General features: G+C 71.6%; 15 protein-coding genes and 1 tRNA gene. 2 read left to right on the plus strand and 14 right to left on the minus strand.

What is annotated here, in order from left to right:
• Positions 1 to 20: 20 nt before the first annotated feature.
• The 6 genes from QE401_RS09315 to QE401_RS09340 all read right to left on the minus strand — a co-directional run bounded on the left by QE401_RS09315 (position 21) and on the right by QE401_RS09340 (position 6,216).
• Positions 21 to 1,079, minus strand: coding sequence for an alcohol dehydrogenase (locus QE401_RS09315; protein WP_307137938.1), 1,059 nt, complete (start codon positions 1,077 to 1,079; stop codon positions 21 to 23).
• Between the two features lie 194 nt (positions 1,080 to 1,273).
• Entirely contained in the window at positions 1,274 to 2,377 is a 1,104-nt protein-coding gene (locus tag QE401_RS09320; protein WP_307137939.1) for a toxic anion resistance protein, read from the minus strand.
• Positions 2,374 to 3,105: a hypothetical protein gene (locus QE401_RS09325; protein WP_307137940.1), complete on the minus strand. Its 732-nt coding sequence runs from the start codon at positions 3,103 to 3,105 to the stop codon at positions 2,374 to 2,376. Before QE401_RS09325 ends, QE401_RS09320 begins: the two co-directional genes overlap by 4 nt.
• Positions 3,105 to 3,263 carry a hypothetical protein gene (locus QE401_RS09330; protein ID WP_307137941.1) on the minus strand — a complete coding sequence of 53 codons (159 nt, stop codon included), beginning with the start codon at positions 3,261 to 3,263 and terminating at the stop codon, positions 3,105 to 3,107. Before QE401_RS09330 ends, QE401_RS09325 begins: the two co-directional genes overlap by 1 nt.
• Positions 3,264 to 3,382: 119 nt before the next feature.
• On the minus strand, positions 3,383 to 5,404 hold the full coding sequence (locus QE401_RS09335) for a PhoX family protein (protein ID WP_307137942.1): 2,022 nt from the start codon (positions 5,402 to 5,404) through the stop codon (positions 3,383 to 3,385).
• A gap of 125 nt (positions 5,405 to 5,529) precedes the next feature.
• Positions 5,530 to 6,216, minus strand: coding sequence for a GntR family transcriptional regulator (locus QE401_RS09340; RefSeq protein WP_307137943.1), 687 nt, complete (start codon positions 6,214 to 6,216; stop codon positions 5,530 to 5,532).
• A 75-nt stretch (positions 6,217 to 6,291) separates the two neighbouring features.
• Here QE401_RS09340 and QE401_RS09345 point away from each other — a divergent pair, with 75 nt between their 5' ends.
• The gene (locus QE401_RS09345) at positions 6,292 to 7,473 is read left to right on the plus strand and encodes a benzoate/H(+) symporter BenE family transporter (RefSeq protein WP_307137944.1); all 1,182 of its coding nucleotides are present in this window, start codon (positions 6,292 to 6,294) and stop codon (positions 7,471 to 7,473) included.
• A gap of 60 nt (positions 7,474 to 7,533) precedes the next feature.
• Here QE401_RS09345 and QE401_RS09350 read toward each other — a convergent pair whose 3' ends face one another.
• The 5 genes from QE401_RS09350 to QE401_RS09370 all read right to left on the minus strand — a co-directional run bounded on the left by QE401_RS09350 (position 7,534) and on the right by QE401_RS09370 (position 11,478).
• Entirely contained in the window at positions 7,534 to 8,298 is a 765-nt protein-coding gene (locus QE401_RS09350) for an SDR family oxidoreductase (RefSeq protein ID WP_307137945.1), read from the minus strand.
• A gap of 34 nt (positions 8,299 to 8,332) precedes the next feature.
• Positions 8,333 to 8,408, minus strand: a tRNA-His gene (locus QE401_RS09355).
• A 105-nt stretch (positions 8,409 to 8,513) separates the two neighbouring features.
• Positions 8,514 to 8,687: a DUF1328 domain-containing protein gene (locus QE401_RS09360; protein WP_271134922.1), complete on the minus strand. Its 174-nt coding sequence runs from the start codon at positions 8,685 to 8,687 to the stop codon at positions 8,514 to 8,516.
• 89 nt (positions 8,688 to 8,776) lie between these two features.
• Positions 8,777 to 10,402, minus strand: coding sequence for a cisplatin damage response ATP-dependent DNA ligase (locus QE401_RS09365; RefSeq protein WP_307137946.1), 1,626 nt, complete (start codon positions 10,400 to 10,402; stop codon positions 8,777 to 8,779).
• Positions 10,399 to 11,478, minus strand: a complete 1,080-nt coding sequence (locus QE401_RS09370) for a ligase-associated DNA damage response exonuclease (RefSeq protein ID WP_307137947.1) — start codon at positions 11,476 to 11,478, stop codon at positions 10,399 to 10,401. The genes QE401_RS09365 and QE401_RS09370 overlap by 4 nt, the downstream gene beginning before the upstream one ends.
• A 102-nt stretch (positions 11,479 to 11,580) precedes the next feature.
• On the opposite strand from QE401_RS09370, the gene QE401_RS09375 reads away from it, so the two are divergent.
• Entirely contained in the window at positions 11,581 to 12,198 is a 618-nt protein-coding gene (locus QE401_RS09375) for a hypothetical protein (RefSeq protein WP_307137948.1), read from the plus strand.
• A 37-nt stretch (positions 12,199 to 12,235) separates the two neighbouring features.
• On the opposite strand, the gene QE401_RS09380 is transcribed toward QE401_RS09375, so the two are convergent.
• Genes QE401_RS09380 through QE401_RS09390 form a run of 3 tightly spaced genes read right to left on the minus strand, consistent with a single transcriptional unit; the run spans position 12,236 to position 15,499 of the window.
• Positions 12,236 to 12,967: a proteasome-type protease gene (locus QE401_RS09380; RefSeq protein ID WP_307137949.1), complete on the minus strand. Its 732-nt coding sequence runs from the start codon at positions 12,965 to 12,967 to the stop codon at positions 12,236 to 12,238.
• Entirely contained in the window at positions 12,964 to 13,914 is a 951-nt protein-coding gene (locus tag QE401_RS09385; RefSeq protein ID WP_307137950.1) for an alpha-E domain-containing protein, read from the minus strand. Before QE401_RS09385 ends, QE401_RS09380 begins: the two co-directional genes overlap by 4 nt.
• Positions 13,915 to 13,918: 4 nt before the next feature.
• Complete coding sequence (locus tag QE401_RS09390) at positions 13,919 to 15,499, minus strand: circularly permuted type 2 ATP-grasp protein (protein ID WP_475638080.1); 1,581 nt, start codon at positions 15,497 to 15,499, stop codon at positions 13,919 to 13,921.
• Positions 15,500 to 15,786: the final 287 nt, after the last annotated feature.

The following is a 15,786-nucleotide window of genomic DNA, read 5'->3' on the forward strand; positions in this document are numbered from 1 at the left end:
ATCTTCGCGCGAGAGCGCCCTTACGCGGCGGTCAGCACCACCCGGCCATTCACCTTGCCGTCCTTCAGCCGGTTCAGCACGTTGTTCACCTCCGACGCCGGCACGGTGCTGACCGGCAGCGGCGAGAGCTTGCCCTGCTGGGCCAGCGCCACCACCTCGCGCAACTCCTGCGGATTGCCGACATAGGAGCCGCGCACGGTCAGCGCCTTGGTGGCCATCACCGGCAGCGGCACCGTCAGCTCGCCGCCGAACAGCCCGACCTGGATCAGCTTGCCGCCCTTGATCAGCGCGTCGAAGGCGAAGCGCGCCGTGGCGGTGCCGTTCACCAGGTCGATCACCGCCTCGACCGGGCCGCCGCAGGTCTCGACCAGCCGCGCCGTGGTGTCCTCGCCGCCGGCCTGCACCACATCGCTGGCGCCGGCGCGCTTCGCCGCCTCCAGCTTCTCGGCCGAGATGTCGACCACGACGATGCGCCTGTGGCCGAGCGCCTTCAGCACCTCGATCGCGTTCAGGCCGAGGCCGCCCGCGCCCACGACGACCACCGGCGCCTCGGGCGGCAGCGGCATCACCTTGCGGATGGCGGAATAGACGGTGATGCCCGAGCAGGCATAGGTGGCGGCGACCGCCGGGTCGAGCCCGTCAAAAGCCACCAGATGCTTCGGGCTGCGCGCCATCACATGGGTGGCGTAGCCGCCATTCTGGAACACGCCCAGGCTGCGCGCGGCGACCGCGCACATATTGTCCTCGCCCGCCTGGCAGCGCGCGCATTTGCCGCAGCCGAGCCAGGGGAAGACGATGCGGGTGTCGCCCACCGCGACGCCCTTGGCCTCGGGGCCGAGCTTCACCACGCGGCCGACGATCTCATGCCCCATGGCCAGCGGCAGCACCACGCCGCGATCCTTCAGCGACATCTTGCCGCGGCTGCCGAGATCGTAGCTGCCTTCCCAGATATGCAGGTCGGAATGGCAGACGCCGCAATGCGTCACCTCCAGCAGCACCTCCTCGCCGGTCGGCTCGCCCATCGGCAGCTCGATATTCTCCAGCGGCGCGCCGCATTCGACCACAGCCCAACCACGCATCGGGTTTCTCCCCTTTCTTGGACGCGGAAATGGGAGACCCGAAGGGCGGCGGGGTCAAGGGGGATAGGAAGGGAGGGAAAGACGTTCTTTTTTGCAAAAAAGAACCAAAAAACTTCTGTCACTTGGCGTCCCACCTCGGGCCTGAGGCGGGACGCCAGACTGGAAGAAGACTTCTTTTTCTGCAGAAAAAAAACTTAAGTCTTTGCTGACGGCTTGGAGGCCGACAGCGCCCGGCGGATCTCCGCCTCCGCCCTGGCCAGCTCCTCGGTCGCCTGGCGCCGCGTGGCGCGGCCCTCCTCGGCGATGCGCAGACTGTCCTCCAGCGTCGCCACCAGCGCCGCATTGGCCTGCTTCACCGCCGCCAGATCGAACACGCCGCGCTCCAGCTCCACCCGCGCCTCGGCATTGCCCTGGCGCAGCGTCTCGGCATTCGCGGTCAGCAGCTGGTTGGTCAGGTCGGTGGCGGCACGCACGGCGGCGCCGGCCTCGCGCATGTTCTGGATGGCCAGCGCCTGGGCCAGCTGGGTGCGCCACAGCGGCACGGTGTTGGCCAGCACCGAATGGATCTTCGCCGCCAGCGCCTTGTCATTCTCCTGGATCAGCCGCAGCCCGGGCAGCGACTGCATCGCCACCTGCCGCGTCAGCCGCAGATCATGCACCCGCCGGTCCAGCTCGTCCCGCGCCGCGCGCAGATCGCGCAGGCGCTGCGGCGCCAGCGGGTCGGCGGCATCCGCCGCGGCGCGCTCGGCGGCCGGGATCGCCTCGGCATCGGTGCGGGCCAGCACCGCCTCGCCGGCGGCGATGTGCTCGGCCAGCGCATGGAACCAGTCCAGCGTCGCGCCATAGAGCCGCTCCAGCCGCTCCACATCCTCGAGCAGCCGGGTGCGATGGCCGTCCAGCCGGTCGCCGATCGCCTCGATCTGGCCGCGCACCGTCTCGTAGCGCTGCATGATGGCGACCGCCTCGGCCTTGCCGCGCTGGAACAGGCGCCCGAGCCAGGAGGGTTTCTCGCCGAGCTGCGTCACGTCGAAGCCGCGCAGCGTCGAGAGCAGGCCGGAGAGCGCATCCCCCGCCTCCCCCGTCGCCTGGTTGCGCGCGGCGCCGAGCATGGCATCCGCCGCGGCGGCGGCGCGGTTCTGCGCCTCCGCCCCGAAGCGCAGGATGGTGCCGGGGTCGGCCAGGTCGATGGCGGCGGCCAGCGCCTCCACCCGCTCCGGCGCGATCGGGGTGCTGGGCGCGGCAGCCTGCGGGCTGCCCGGAACCGGACGCTGGGTGTCGCGGGTCATCTCGCCGCTCATGCTGCATAGCCCTCCTGGCGCAGCCGCTCGGCCAGCACCTTCACCTGGATCTCCAGCGCCTCGGTCTCCGCGGCGCGAAGGCGGTCGCGCATCTGGTAGCTGCCGCGCGCCATCTCCTCGACCAGATCGGCCAGGCTCGCCGGCGGCTCGGCGCCGGCGCGCAGCCGCCCGTCGATCCGCTCCAGCCCGTCCAGCTGCAGGTTGAGGAAGCGCCGCGCCTCGGCCAGGGCGCCCGGGCGCTGCGACAGCTCGGCCAGCAGCGCGCCGAGCGCGGTGACCGCCGGGCGCAGCCGCAGATCGGCGCCCTGCAGCGCGGACAGCCGGGCGCGCGGGGCCTCCAGCAGGTCGGGCGCCGGCGGCGGCGGGTCGGCGGGCGGGACGATCTCCGGCTCCACCACCGCCGGCTCGGCATCCTCGTAGAGCAGGCGGGTGCCGAACCAGGCCATGGCGCCGAAGACGATGGCGGCGAGCGGCGCGACCCCGGTGGACAGGCCGGCGATCAGCCCGGTGGCGACGCCGACCAGCACGGCAGCGGGGCGCAGCTTGCCGCGCCGCAGCCGGCGCACCCCGAGGCCGAGCAGCAGCAGGCCGAGCAGGATGCCGAGCAGCGCGCGCTGCTCGCCGCCGATCAGGTTGATCAGCAGCGCCGGCAGCAGCGGCAGCGCCACCAGCACCAGCATGGTGCCGCGCAGCCGGCGCAGCTCCCGCAGCAGGGGCTCGACCGGCATCAGTCGAACAGCTCCACCAGGGCGCGGAACAGGGCCAGCAGCGAGACCAGCCAGAGCGAGACGCCCAGCAGCGCGAAGCCGCCGAAGCGCCGCAGCGCGCCCTGCCCCGGAGGCAGCGTCACCAGCGGGCGGCGCGGAGGGGGGAAGCGAGGTTCCATGCCGCAGAGATTGCCCTGAGCGGGGCGAAAAAAAAGCCGCCCCCGCAAAAACCAGGGCGCAAAAAAAGCGCCGGGGGCAAGGCCGCCCCCGGCGCCGGGTCGGTTCCGCCGCGCGCCCGTCAGGAGCCGATGGCGCCGCCGCCGCGCCGCACAATGGCGATGACGCTCGGCCGCGGCGGCATCGCCGCGTCGAAATCCGGCCAGCGGGTGGAGGGGTTGGCGAAATTGCTGCCCTTGTCGTCGCCCGGGTGCTGGATCGCCAGGAAGACGGTCTCGTCATCCGGGGTGAAGCAGGGGCCGCAGACCTCGGCCCCGGTCGGCGCCTGGTAGAACAGCCGCGTCAGCCCGCGCCCGGGGCCCGCAGTGTCGGCGGCATACAGCCCATCCGCCACCTTGGAGGTGCCGGGCGCGCCATCGGTCGAGATCCAGATGCGGCCCTTGCTGTCGAAGGTGCAATTGTCCGGGCAGGACAGCCAGCCCTCGGCGCTGGTGCCCTGGTGGTACTGCGCGCCCGCATCGACGCCGGGCCGGCCGGCCACCAGGAAGATCTCCCAGCGCCCCTCGGTCGCGGCGTGGTCGACGCGGTCGGTGCCGGCGCCGGGCGGGATCATCTCGATGACATGGCCATGCGCATTGGCGGCGCGCGGATTGGCCTTGTCCACCTGCTCCGGCCGGCGGCGGGTGTTGTTGGTCAGCATCACATAGACGCGGCCATTGGCCGGGTTGGGCTGGACATCCTCCGGCCGGTCCATCGGCGTCGCCTTCACCAGATCGGCGGCGCGGCGCGTCTCGATCAGCACATCGGCCTGGCTGGCGAAGCCATTCGCCGCGGTCAGCGGGCCCTGGCCATGCACCAGCGGCAGCCATTCCAGCCGCCCATCCTCGTGGAAGCGCGCGACATAGAGCGTGCCCTCGTCCAGCAGGTCGCGATTGGCGGCGCGGTCCTGCGGGTTCCAGGCGCGGGCGGTGACGAATTTGTAGACATAGTCGAAGCGCTCATCATCGCCCGAATAGAACACCACACGCCCATCGGCCGAGACCGCATGGGTGCAGCCCTCATGCTTGAAGCGGCCGAGGGCGGTGCGCTTCACCGGCGCCGCTTGCGGGTCGTAGGGATCGATCTCGACGATCCAGCCGAAGCGGTTCGGCTCGTTCGGCTCGGCATCGAGGTTGAAGCGCTGGACATGCTTGTTCCAGCCATAGCCGGCCTTCTCGACGATGCCGTAGCGCTTGTAGGCGGCGGATTGCGCGCCGGTGCCGGCCGCGGCGCCGCCGAAATACTGGTTGAAATTCTCCTCCGCCGTCAGGACCGTGCCCCAGGGCGTGCTGCCGCCGGCGCAATTGTTCAGCATGCCCAGCACCTGGCGGCCCGAGGGATCGGCGCTGGTCTGCAGCCGCGCATGGCCGGCGGCGGGGCCGCTGATGCGGATCGGCGTCTCGGCGGTGATGCGGCGGTTCAGCCGGCCGGCGGCGACCGGCGCCCAGCGCCCGTCCTGGCGCCGGATCTCGACCACCGACATTCCATGCGCCGCCATCTCGACCAGCGCCTGCTCCCGCGTCGGGTTCTGCCGCGCCGCCTCGTCATCGGGGAGGCCGGGGAACATCAGATGCGGGTCGGTGTATTCGTGGTTGACCGTCAGCAGCCCATGATCGGCGCTACGGCTGCCCTGCGGCAGCGGGAAGAACTCGATGAAGTCGTTGTTGTAGCCGAACTGCATCGCCTGGGCGCTGGCGCTCTGCCGCTGCGGGTCGAAGGCGGGCGCGTCCGGCAGCACCGCGTCGCCCCAGCGGATCACCGTCTGGATCTCATAACCCTCGGGCACCGCGTCGCGCTCGGTCATCTGGTGCGCGATCTCGCGGAAGGACAGGCTGGAGCCGCCCTGCCCCGCCGCGGCAGCGGCCGACGGCGACACCGCCGCCGCGGCAGGCTGCGCCACGGCGGGGCTGGCCGAGGCCAGCAGCTCGCCGGCGAAGCTCAGCGCCGCGCCGGCGCCCAGCATGCCGCGCAGCGCGGCGCGGCGCGACAGGCGGCGCTCCACCAGCTCGCCGATCGTCTCGCGCGGGGCGGGGTTGCTGCCGATATCCTCGAGCTCGATGCGCTCGCGCGGCGTCTCGGCGCCGTGATGGGTGCGGTCGGTCATGATGTCGTCCCGGTGCAGGCGGCGCCGCGGGGACGGCGCCCGAAGCCCGCAGGAACACCGCGCAGCGGGACAGCACGATGAAGGAACGGTGAAGCTTCGGTGACGCCGTGCGGGTTTCCGCGCCCTCAGCCCCGGCGCGCGAAAAACGCCGCGATGGTCGCCGCCGCCTGGTCCAGATGCCCCTCCAGCACCGCCACCGCCGAGGCCGCGTCGCCCGCGGCGGCCGCCTCCAGCATGGCGCGGTGGTCGTGCTGGGCCATGTGCTCCCGCCCCTGCGCCGCCAGGTGGAAGCGCAGATAGCGGTCGAAGCCGGCCAGCTCCTGCTCGACCATGGCCAGCATCCGCGCATGGCCGGCGGCGCGGTACAGCGCCATATGGAAGCGCCGGTTCAGCTGGCCGAGCAGCGCGGCATCGGCCTCACTGTCCATGGCGGCGATCAGCTGCGCCGCCTCGGCCAGGTCGGCCGCGGTCAGGTGCGGGATGGACAGGCGCAACGCCGCCGGCTCCAGCGCCCGGCGGATCGCATATCCATCCGCCGCGTCGCGCGCCGAGATCTCGGTCACCACCGCGCCGCGATGCGGCAGCACATCGACCAGCGCCTGCGCCTCCAGCTGGCGCAGCGCCTCGCGCACCGGCATGCGGCTGACGCCGAATCGCGCCGCCAGCTCCTCCTGCCGCAGCGCCGTGCCGCCGGGCAGGCGCCCCTCCAGGATCGCCGCCTTCAGCACCGCCTCGACATGCGCGGCCGCGGTGCGCCAGCCCGCCATCGGGGCGGGGCCGAGCGCGTCCAGCGGGTGGGCAGCATCCGTCATCCGAAATCCAGCCGTTGATTGGATCCAAGATTACGATATCGTCGCGCCCATCACCAGCCCCATGAAGGCCCCGCCATGACCGACACCGCCACCGCCCAACCCGGCCTGCTGCAGCCGATCCTGGCCGGGGTGCTGGCGGCCGTGGTCGGCTTCGCCTCCTCCTTCACCATCGTGCTGGCCGGCTTCCACGCCATGGGGGCCAGCCAGTCCCAGGCCGCCTCCGGCCTGCTGGCGCTCTGCGTCATGCAGGGGGTGGTGGCGCCGCTGCTCAGCTGGCGGCTGCGCATGCCCATCATCACCGCCTGGTCCACCCCGGGCGCCGCGCTGCTGGTGGCCACCGGCCTGCCCGAGGGCGGCTTCGCCGTGGCCGTCGGCGCCTTCCTGCTGGCGGCGCTGCTGATCATCCTGGCCGGGCTGTGGAAACCCTTCGGCCGCGCCGTCTCCTCCATCCCGCCCAGCCTGGCCAATGCCATGCTGGCCGGCATCCTGCTGGAGATCTGCCTGGCGCCGATGCGCGCCGTCGGCGCCATGCCGCTGCTGGCCCTGCCGGTCATCCTGAGCTGGGCCCTGGCCTGGCGCTTCGCCCGGCTCTGGGCGGTGCCCGCCGCCGTGCTGGTGGCCGCGGTGCTGATCCTGCTGGCGACGCCGCTGCCGCAGGGCGCGCTGGCCGATATCGCGCCGCGGCTGGAATGGGTGACGCCCGCCTTCACCCTGAGCGCCGCCATCAGCATCGCCCTGCCGCTCTTCCTGGTCACCATGGCCTCGCAGAACGTGCCGGGCCTGGCGGTGCTGCAGGCCAATGGCTATCGCCCCGCGCCGGGGCCGATCTTCACCGCCACCGGCATCGCCAGCCTGCTGATCGCCCCCTTCGGCGCGCATTCGCTGAACCTGGCCGCCATCACCGCCGCCCTCTGCGCCGGGCGCGATTCGCATCCCGATCCGGCGCGCCGCTGGGTCGCGGCCGTCTCGGGCGGCGCCTGCTACGTGCTGCTCGGCCTCTGCGCCAGCTTCGCCGTCGCCTTCATCGCCGCCTCCCCGCCGCTGCTGATCCAGACCGTCGCCGGCCTGGCCCTGCTCGCCAGCCTGGGCGGCGCGCTGACCGCGGCGCTGGCCGATGAGCGGCAGCGCCTGCCGGCCGTCATCACCTTCGCCACCACGGCCTCGGGGCTGGCGCTGTTCGGCATCGGCGCGGCCTTCTGGGGGCTGCTCGGCGGCGGGGCGCTGATGCTGCTGGAGCGGGCGAGAATCAAAATCTGAAAAGACAAAAAAGGCCGGGGAAGGAATTCCCCGGACCCCATCTTTTTTCTGTCAGTGGGATCAGACGACCGGGCTGCGGCCGCCATCGACGTTCAGCGCGGTGCCGGTGATGTAGCCGCCGGCCTCGCTGGCCAGGAACAAGGCCGTCGCCGCGAACTCCTCCGGCCGGCCCAGGCGGCCCAGCGGCACCGGCGCGGCCATCTCCTGCTTCCATTCCTCGAAGCTCAGGCCGCGCGGATCCGCCGCATGCCGGCGCACCCATTGGTCGCTCTCGATGATGCCGACCAGCAGGGCGTTGACCAGGATGCCATGCGGCGCGCCCTCATGCGCCATCACCTTGGTCAGCGCCATGCCGGCGGCGCGGGAGACGGCGGTCGGCGCGCCCTGCGCCGGCGGCGCCTTGGCGCCGATGTTCAGCACATTGATGATGCGGCCCCAGCGCCGCTCCGCCATGCCGGCCCAGGCGCGGCGCGACAGCCTTATGGCGGCGAACAGCTTCAGGTCGAGATCCTGCTGCCACAGCGCATCGCTCACCTCGGGGAAGGCGCCGCGCTGGCTGGTGCCGGCATTGTTGACCAGGATGTCCACCCGGCCCAGCGCCGCCACCGCGCCGTCAAAGGCGGCCTCGCAGCCCTCGGCCGTGGCGATATCGGCCTGCAGCGGATGCGCGCCGGTCTCGGCCGCGGCCTGGGCCAGCGCCGCCTCGCCCCGCGCCACGATGGCGACCTTCGCCCCGGCCTCGCCGAAGGCGCGCGCCATGGCCAGGCCCAGGCCCTTGGACCCGCCGGTGATCAGGGCCGTGCGACCCTCGAGCGACAATTTCATGCTGGAAACACCCGTCCGGGAAAGATGGTGGTGGTGGGGCGACCTACGGGACTCGAACCCGTGACATCCAAGACCACAACCTGGCGCTCTACCAACTGAGCTAAGGCCGCCACAACCATCTTTCCCCTGCGCCGGACGGCGCCGGGGTGGCGCGGGAGATAATCCGGCGGCGCCCTGCCGTCAACAGGGCAGCGCCGCCGGAGCGTCACAAAGCGTCAGAAGATCAGCTCGCCCGCCATCAGCGCCATCACCAGCAGCAGGATGAACAGCAGCAGGAAGACGCCGAAGATGATCTTGGCGATGCGCCCGGTCACCGCCGAGACACCGGTGAAGCCCAGCGCGCCCGCGACGATCGAGATCACCAGGAAGATCAGGGCCCATTTCAGCATCGCGCTCTCCTCTCTCAGAGCCCGCCTTCCGGGCCTGGGGCTGCAACGCGGCAGCAGCGTCGCGGTTCCGGGGCAATCGCGAACGCGGCCTAGCCGGCATCCGCCTCCGCAGCCTCGGGGCGGTTCTCCACCATGGCCATCAGCGTCGCCAGCGCATCGGCCTCCTCCGCCGGCTTGTCGGCGCGCAGACGGGAAATGCGCGGGAAACGCATGGCCACGCCCGATTTGTGGCGGGAGGAAAGCTGCGCGGCGTCGAACACCACCTCCAGCACCAGCGCCTTCTCCACCTCCCGCACCGGGCCGAAACGGGCGGTGGTGTGGTTGCGGATCCAGCGATCGAGCCAGACCAGCTCCTGGTCGGTATAGCCGGAATAGGCTTTCCCGACCGGCACCAGCTCCCGACCCCCGGCCCCGTCCTCGCGCCACAGGCCGAAAGTGTAGTCGGAGTAGGTGCTGCTGCGCTTGCCATGGCCGCGCTGCGCATACATCAGCACCGCATCGACCGAGAGCGGCGCGCGCTTCCATTTCCACCACAGCCCCTTGGGCCGCCCGGCCAGATAGGGCGCGTCGCCGCGCTTCAGCATCAGCCCCTCGATGCCCGCGGCGCGGGCGCCATCGCGCAGCCCCCGCAGCTGGTCGAGCGAGGCGAAGGCCACCTGCGGCGAGAGATCCATCCGCGCCGGCTTCGCGGCCGCGAACCAGGCCTCCAGCCGGTCGCGCCGGGCGTCGAAAGGCAGCGGGCGAAGATCCTCCCCGGCCTCGAACAGCAGATCGTAGAGCCTGAGCCCCACCGGATAGTCGCGCAGCATCTTCGCCCCGACCACCTTGCGGTTCAGCCGCTGCTGCAGATCGGCGAAGGGGGCCACCTCGCCATCGCGGATCACCAGCAGCTCGCCATCCAGCACGGCGTGGAACTCCATCGCCTCCAGGATCTCGGGGAAGGACTGGGAGATGTCCTCGCCGGTGCGCGACCAGAGCCGCCGCCCGCCGGGCCCGGACGAGGCCTGCACCCGGATGCCGTCCCATTTCCATTCGGCGCGGAAGGCGCTGTGGTCGAGGGCCGCGATATCTGGCTCCTCCAGCGGCTGCGCCAGCATGGGCGAGCGGAAGACCGGCGCGTCGCGCGGATCGGGCCGTTCGGCGCGGCCCTCCAGCCAGGCGAAGAGCGGCAGATAGGGCGGCGCGATGCCATGCCAGACTTCCTCCACCTCCTCGACCGGCTGGCCCGACCATTCCGCCAGCGCCTGGCGCGCCAGCCGCCCTGAAGCGCCGACACGCAGGCCCCCGGTCACCAGCTTGATCAGCGCCAGCCGCCCGCCCGGGTCCAGCACATCCAGCCAGCCCTCCAGCAGCGCCGGGATCTCGGATTTCGGCGCCAGCTCCAGCGCCTCCACCACCTCGGACAGATCGGGCGGCGGGCGGTTCGGGCGCTGCGGCGGCTCCGGCCAGATCAGCGCCACCGTCTCGGCGAAATCGCCGACATAGTCATGGCTCCAGGCCAGCAGCACCGGGTCGACCCGCGTCTTCACCAGCTCCCGCACCAGGGAGGGCTTCGCCGCACTGAAGGAGAGCTCACCGGCGATGGCGGCGAGGCCGACGCCGCGATCCGGGTCGGGCTGGGTCGCGAACCAGCGCTTCAGCAGGGCCAGCTTGGCGTTACGCCCGGGGGTGAAGAGCAGCCGCTCCAGCAGCTCGGCAAAGGCGGGCAGGCTCATGCCGCGCCCTCCGTGGCGGCGGCGTCCTCGGCGGCGGGCGCCTCCTCGGACGCATCCTCATCCTCCTCGCGCCCCACCAGGTGCAAGGCGCGGCCGCGCACACCGCGCGCGGCCAGCGCATGGATCAGCGCCTCCTCCCGCCCATGCGTCACCCAGACCTCCGGCGCACCCACCTCCTCGATGCTGGCCAGCAAATCATCCCAGTCGACATGGTCGCTGACGATCAGCGGCAGCTCGACGCCGCGCGCCTTGGCGCGCTGGCGCACCCGCATCCAGCCCGAGGCCAGCGCCGTCACCGGATCGGCCAGCCGCCGCGCCCAGGGATTGGCCTCGGCCGAGGGGGGCGCGAGCACGATCTCGCCCGGCAGCACGCTCTCCCCGCGCTTCGCCGGGCGCGGCACCGGCCGCAATTCTCCGAGCGGCACCCCGAAGCGCTCATACAGCGCGCACATCGAGGCCTGGGCGCCGTGCAGATAGACCGGCCGCTCCCACCCCGCCTGGCGCAGCAGGGCGATCAGCCGCTGGCATTTGCCCAGCGCGTAGCAGCCGACCAGATGCGCCCGCTCCGGGAACAGGGCAACGCTGTCCAGCAGGCGGCGGATCTCCTGCGCCACCGGCGGGTGGCGGAACACCGGCAGGGCGAAGGTCGCCTCGGTGACGAAGACGTCGCAGGGCACCGGCTCGAAGGGCGCGCAGGTCGGGTCCTCCTGCCGCTTGTAGTCGCCGGAGACGACGATGCGGCTGCCCTGCCATTCCAGCACCACCTGCGCCGAGCCCAACACGTGTCCTGCCGGCACCAAAGTGATGCGCACCCCGTTCTGCAGGATCGGCTGGTGGTAGCCGAGCGGCATCTGCTGCCGTCCCGCCCTGCCCTCGCCCAGCCGCGCCTGCATGATGGCCAGGGTCTCGGGCGTCGCCAGCACGGCATCATGGTCGGGCCGGGCATGGTCGGAATGGCCATGGCTGACGATGGCGCGCGCCACCGGCAGAGCCGGGTCGATATGGAAATCCCCGGGCTCGCAATAGAGGCCCTGCGGGGTGGGACGGATCCAGCTCTCGGGGTGCGGCGCGGCCATGGCAGGGTAACAGCTGGGCGGCGGCAAAGGCTGCGCAAGCCCTTGTCATTCGCCTCATCCCGGCGCTGCCCCCAGATCGGAAGCGAACAGAGGGAGCAGGCGATGGTGGTGGATTGGGAGGTGCGGCCGGGCCAGGGCATCGGGCCCCTGCGCTTCGGCATGGATCGCGAGGCGGTGGCCTCGCTCGGGGCGGCGCTGGGCCCGGTCACCGATGAGCGCGAGCTGGGCGAGGGCGCGGAGGATGTCGAGGCGATGCTGCAGCCCTTCGGGCAGTGGGTCACCGCCGAGGATATCGCCCAGCTCAAGGCCGCCATGGCCGAGGTGGCCGGGCAGCAGCAGGGCCTGATGCAGCAATCCCGCCGCAACGGAATGCTGCTGACCTTCCAGGATGGCGCGCTGGCCGAGATCATCGCCCCCTGCGACGGGCCGGAGATCACCATCGCGGGCTTGCGCGTCTTCACCGATGAAAGGCTGGCGGTGGTCGCCGCCCTGTCGCGCGCCGCCGGCGACGCGCCGCTGACCGATGGCGAGAGCATCGCCTATCGCCGCGCCCCGCTCTGGCTGCATCTCTTCGCCCTGGGCGCGCCGGGCTTCGCACCGCATCCCGACCGCCAATCGGCGCGCGAGGTGTCGCTGCAGCTGCGCGCCGGCCCGTTGCGCGGCACGGCCGAGATCGATTGGGCGCGCTTCCGCCCCCTGCCCCTGCCCGGGGCGGCGTGACCGCGGCGGGCGCCCGGGCCGGCCGCGGCCGGCACGGCTACAGCCAGTCGGGTGCCGGCATGCGGCGATAGGCGTCGCGCAGCGCGGTGGACCAATCCTCCCGCAGGGCGCGGAAATAGGGATCCTCCTCGGTGATGCGGCGCTGCAGCCGGATCTGCTGCGTGCCCGCCTCATAGACCAGCAGGTCCAGCGGCAGGCCGACGGTGAGGTTGGAGCGCAGCGTGCTGTCCATGCTGACCAGGGTCAGCTTCACCCCATCCTCCAGGCTGGTCTGGTGGGTCAGCGCGCGGTCGAGGATCGGCTTGCCGTATTTGTGCTCGCCGATCTGCAGGAAGGGCGTGTCGGGCGTCGCCTCGATGAAATTGCCGGCGGCATAGACCAGATAGAGACGCTGCGGCCCGCCGGCGATCTCGCCCCCCAGCATGATGGAGACGTCGAAGCCCACCCCTTGCGCCTTCAGCATCGCGCCATCCATCTCATAGACGGCGCGGATGGCGGCGCCCACCAGCTGGGCGGCGCGGAACATGCTGGGCACGGTCAGCAGCGTGTGCCGCTCGCCATCCAGCATCAGCCCCTCGCCCAGCCGGTTCCACACCGCCTGGGTGATGGCCAGGTTGCCGGCGGCCAGCATGCAGAGCATGCGCTCCCCCGGCGCGATCGCCGTGTACATCTTCGAGAAGACCGAGATGTTGTCGACGCCCGCATTGGTGCGGGTGTCGGAGAGCATGACCAGCCCCTGCTCCAGCCAGAGCCCGACGCAATAGGTCATGTCTGCCGGCCATTCAGGTAGAGCCGGCCGATCTCCTGCCCCAGCAGCACATTCTGGTCGATGATGCCGGTGAGGAAGCCGTGCAGCCCGCCCTCCAGGATGGCGTCGATGCGGCCATAGCGCAGCCGGGCATGCAGCCCGCCGGCCAGGCGGTGGCATTCGCCGCGCGCCCCGTCATTGGCGATGGCGATCTGCTCCAGCGTCTGCTCCACCCGGCGGTAGCAGGCGAGCAGCGAGCGCGGCAGCTCCGGCCGCAGGATCAGCAGCTCCGCCACATGCGCCGGGCTGAGCCGCGCGTGATAGACATGCTGATAGGCGCGCAGCGCCGAGACCGAGCGCAGCACCGCCTGCCATTGCGCGTAATTCGCCGCATCCTCCGTCGCATCGCTGGCGAAGGCGGCGTGGCGCACATCGAGCAGCCGCGCGGTGTTGTCGGCGCGCTCCAGCATGGTGCCGAGATGGCAGAAGCGCCAGGCATCGTCGCGCAGCATGGTGTCGGCGGCGGCGCCGTTGAACAGCAGGGTGCGGCTGCGCACCCAGTCGAGGAAGCCGGGCAGCCGGTCGCCCTTGATGGCGCTGGAATCGAGGCGGCGGAACTCGATCCAGGTGTCGTTGATCGCCTCCCACATATCGACGGTCAGCGCGGTGCGCACGGTGCGGGCATTGCGCCGCGCCGCCTCGACACAGGCGGCGATGCCGGCCGGGTTCTCCGGGTCCAGCGCCAGCCAGGCCACGGCGGCATCCTGCGAATGCACGGGGTGGCGCTGGCGGAAGGTCGGCTCACAGCCGGTCGCGATCATCAGGGCGCGCCATTCCTCATCGGCGGCGCTGAGCGGATTGGCCAGCAGCGCCATGCGCAGCGTGGCGGCCAGGCCGCGCGCGACATTGCCGGCGCGCTCGGAATAGCGGCCGAGCCAGAACAGGCAGTCGGCGGTCCGGGACAGCATTCTCTCAGATCTCCCCGGCGGTGGCGTCGTTGGCGGCCATCGGCGGCGGGACGCTGCCCTGGCTCTGGCCCTGCGCCGGGCCCTCGGCCCGGCCTTCGCCACCACCCTGCGCCTGGCTCTGCGTCTGGCCCTGTGCCTGATCCTGGGGCCGGTTGGCGGGCGCGTCGTCCAGCACCCAGGTGTCCTTGGTGCCGCCGCCCTGGCTGGAATTGACCACCAGCGAGCCCTCGCGCAGCGCGACGCGGGTCAGCCCGCCCGGCACCATGCGCACGCTGCGGCCGAACAGCACGAAGGGGCGCAGGTCGACATGGCGCGGCGCGATGCCACCATCGCCCAGCGTCGGCACAGTGGAAAGTGCGAGCGTCGGCTGCGCGATGTAGTCGCCCGGCCGCGCGGTGATGCGGGCGGCGAAATCGGCGCGCTGCTCCTCCGTCGCATGCGGGCCCACCAGCATGCCATAGCCGCCGGAGCCGCGCGCCAGCTTCACCACCAGCTTGTCGAGATTGGCCAGCACATAGTCGCGGTCGGCCTCACGCTCGCACATGAAGGTGGGCACGTTGGAGAGGATCGGCTCCTCGCCCAGATAGAAGCGCACCATCTCGGGCACGAAGGGGTAGATCGCCTTGTCATCGGCGATGCCGGCGCCCGGCGCATTGGCCAGCGCCACATTGCCGGCCTTGTAGGCCGCCATCAGCCCGGGCACGCCGAGCGCGCTGTCGGGGCGGAAGGCCTCGGGGTCGAGGAAATCATCGTCGATGCGGCGATAGATGACATCGACGCGCTGGGCGCCCGCCGTGGTGCGCATATAGACCACGCGGTCGCGCACGAAGAGGTCGGCGCCCTCCACCAGCTCGACGCCCATCTCATCGGCCAGGAAGGAATGCTCGTAATAGGCGCTGTTGTAGGGGCCCGGGGTCAGCACCACCACCTTGGGCTCCGGCCCGCTGCCGGCGGGGGCGATGCTCTTCAGCGTCTCCAGCAGCTCCTCCGGATAGTGGCTGACCGGCGCGATGCGATGGCGGGTGAACAGCTCGGGGAAGAGGCGCAGCATCGCCTCCCGATTCTCCAGCATGTAGGAGACGCCGGAGGGCGTGCGGCAATTGTCCTCCAGCACGTAGAACTCGTCCGGCCCGGTGCGCACCAGGTCGATGCCGGAGATCACCGTGTAGACCCCACCCGGCGGGGTGAAGCCCTCCATCTGCTTCAGATAGCCCTCATTCTCCAGCACCAGCTCGGCCGGCACGCGCCCGGCCTTGATGATCTCCTTCGGGCCATAGACATCGGCCAGGAAGGCGTTCAGTGCCCGCACCCGCTGCTCCAGCCCGCGCGAGAGCCGCTCCCATTCCTCGCGCGAGAGGATGCGGGGGATGACGTCGAAGGGGATCAGCCGCTCGGGGTCGCCGCCCTCGGTGTAGACGGCGAAGGTGACGCCGATGCGGCGGAACAGCACCTCGGCCTCGCGGCGTTTCTGGTCCAGGGCCTCCAGGCCCGTGGCATCCAGGAAGCGGGCCATTTCGGCATAGGGCGGGCGGATGTCGCCATCGGCGTTCATCTCGTCGAAGGCGGAGGCTGGGCGTTCGGCCACGTTGTTCCGGCGTCCTCAAGAATTGCGCTTCGTGCCGGTCGGCGCGGTGGGTCCTGGTCCCGCAAGCGCCGGGCCGGACCGGCACGGATCGAGTTGAGCAAGCGGAACGGCGCAGGTGCAAGCCGCGTTTCCAGACTTCGTCACGCTTGCGGCGCCTGGCCAGCATGGTTGTGCCCAAGCCGGCGGCAATGCTGCCCGTCCGCCGGGCGATCCGGGCCGCGACCGCGCCGGAGGGACTCGGGCCGGGCCCGATCGCGCTTGACCCAGGCGCGCGCGGCGGCCGAGGC

The sequence above is a fragment of the Pseudoroseomonas cervicalis genome (genome assembly GCF_030818485.1).
GTDB lineage: Bacteria > Pseudomonadota > Alphaproteobacteria > Acetobacterales > Acetobacteraceae > Pseudoroseomonas > Pseudoroseomonas cervicalis_A.

Excerpts from the sequence above, each read along its gene's own strand:
- QE401_RS09320 (WP_307137939.1), bottom strand. The coding sequence starts at position 2,377 with ATGAGCGGCGAGATGACCCGCGACACCCAGCGTCCGGTTCCGGGCAGC.
- QE401_RS09385 (WP_307137950.1), bottom strand. The coding sequence starts at position 13,914 with ATGCTGTCCCGGACCGCCGACTGCCTGTTCTGGCTCGGCCGCTATTCC.
- QE401_RS09370 (WP_307137947.1), bottom strand. The coding sequence starts at position 11,478 with ATGGCCGCGCCGCACCCCGAGAGCTGGATCCGTCCCACCCCGCAGGGC.
- QE401_RS09375 (WP_307137948.1), top strand. The coding sequence starts at position 11,581 with ATGGTGGTGGATTGGGAGGTGCGGCCGGGCCAGGGCATCGGGCCCCTG.
- QE401_RS09350 (WP_307137945.1), bottom strand. The coding sequence starts at position 8,298 with ATGAAATTGTCGCTCGAGGGTCGCACGGCCCTGATCACCGGCGGGTCC.
- QE401_RS09345 (WP_307137944.1), top strand. The coding sequence starts at position 6,292 with ATGACCGACACCGCCACCGCCCAACCCGGCCTGCTGCAGCCGATCCTG.
- QE401_RS09340 (WP_307137943.1), bottom strand. The coding sequence starts at position 6,216 with ATGACGGATGCTGCCCACCCGCTGGACGCGCTCGGCCCCGCCCCGATG.
- QE401_RS09335 (WP_307137942.1), bottom strand. The coding sequence starts at position 5,404 with ATGACCGACCGCACCCATCACGGCGCCGAGACGCCGCGCGAGCGCATC.
- QE401_RS09325 (WP_307137940.1), bottom strand. The coding sequence starts at position 3,105 with ATGCCGGTCGAGCCCCTGCTGCGGGAGCTGCGCCGGCTGCGCGGCACC.
- QE401_RS09360 (WP_271134922.1), bottom strand. The coding sequence starts at position 8,687 with ATGCTGAAATGGGCCCTGATCTTCCTGGTGATCTCGATCGTCGCGGGC.
- QE401_RS09315 (WP_307137938.1), bottom strand. The coding sequence starts at position 1,079 with ATGCGTGGTTGGGCTGTGGTCGAATGCGGCGCGCCGCTGGAGAATATC.
- QE401_RS09330 (WP_307137941.1), bottom strand. The coding sequence starts at position 3,263 with ATGGAACCTCGCTTCCCCCCTCCGCGCCGCCCGCTGGTGACGCTGCCT.
- QE401_RS09365 (WP_307137946.1), bottom strand. The coding sequence starts at position 10,402 with ATGAGCCTGCCCGCCTTTGCCGAGCTGCTGGAGCGGCTGCTCTTCACC.
- QE401_RS09380 (WP_307137949.1), bottom strand. The coding sequence starts at position 12,967 with ATGACCTATTGCGTCGGGCTCTGGCTGGAGCAGGGGCTGGTCATGCTC.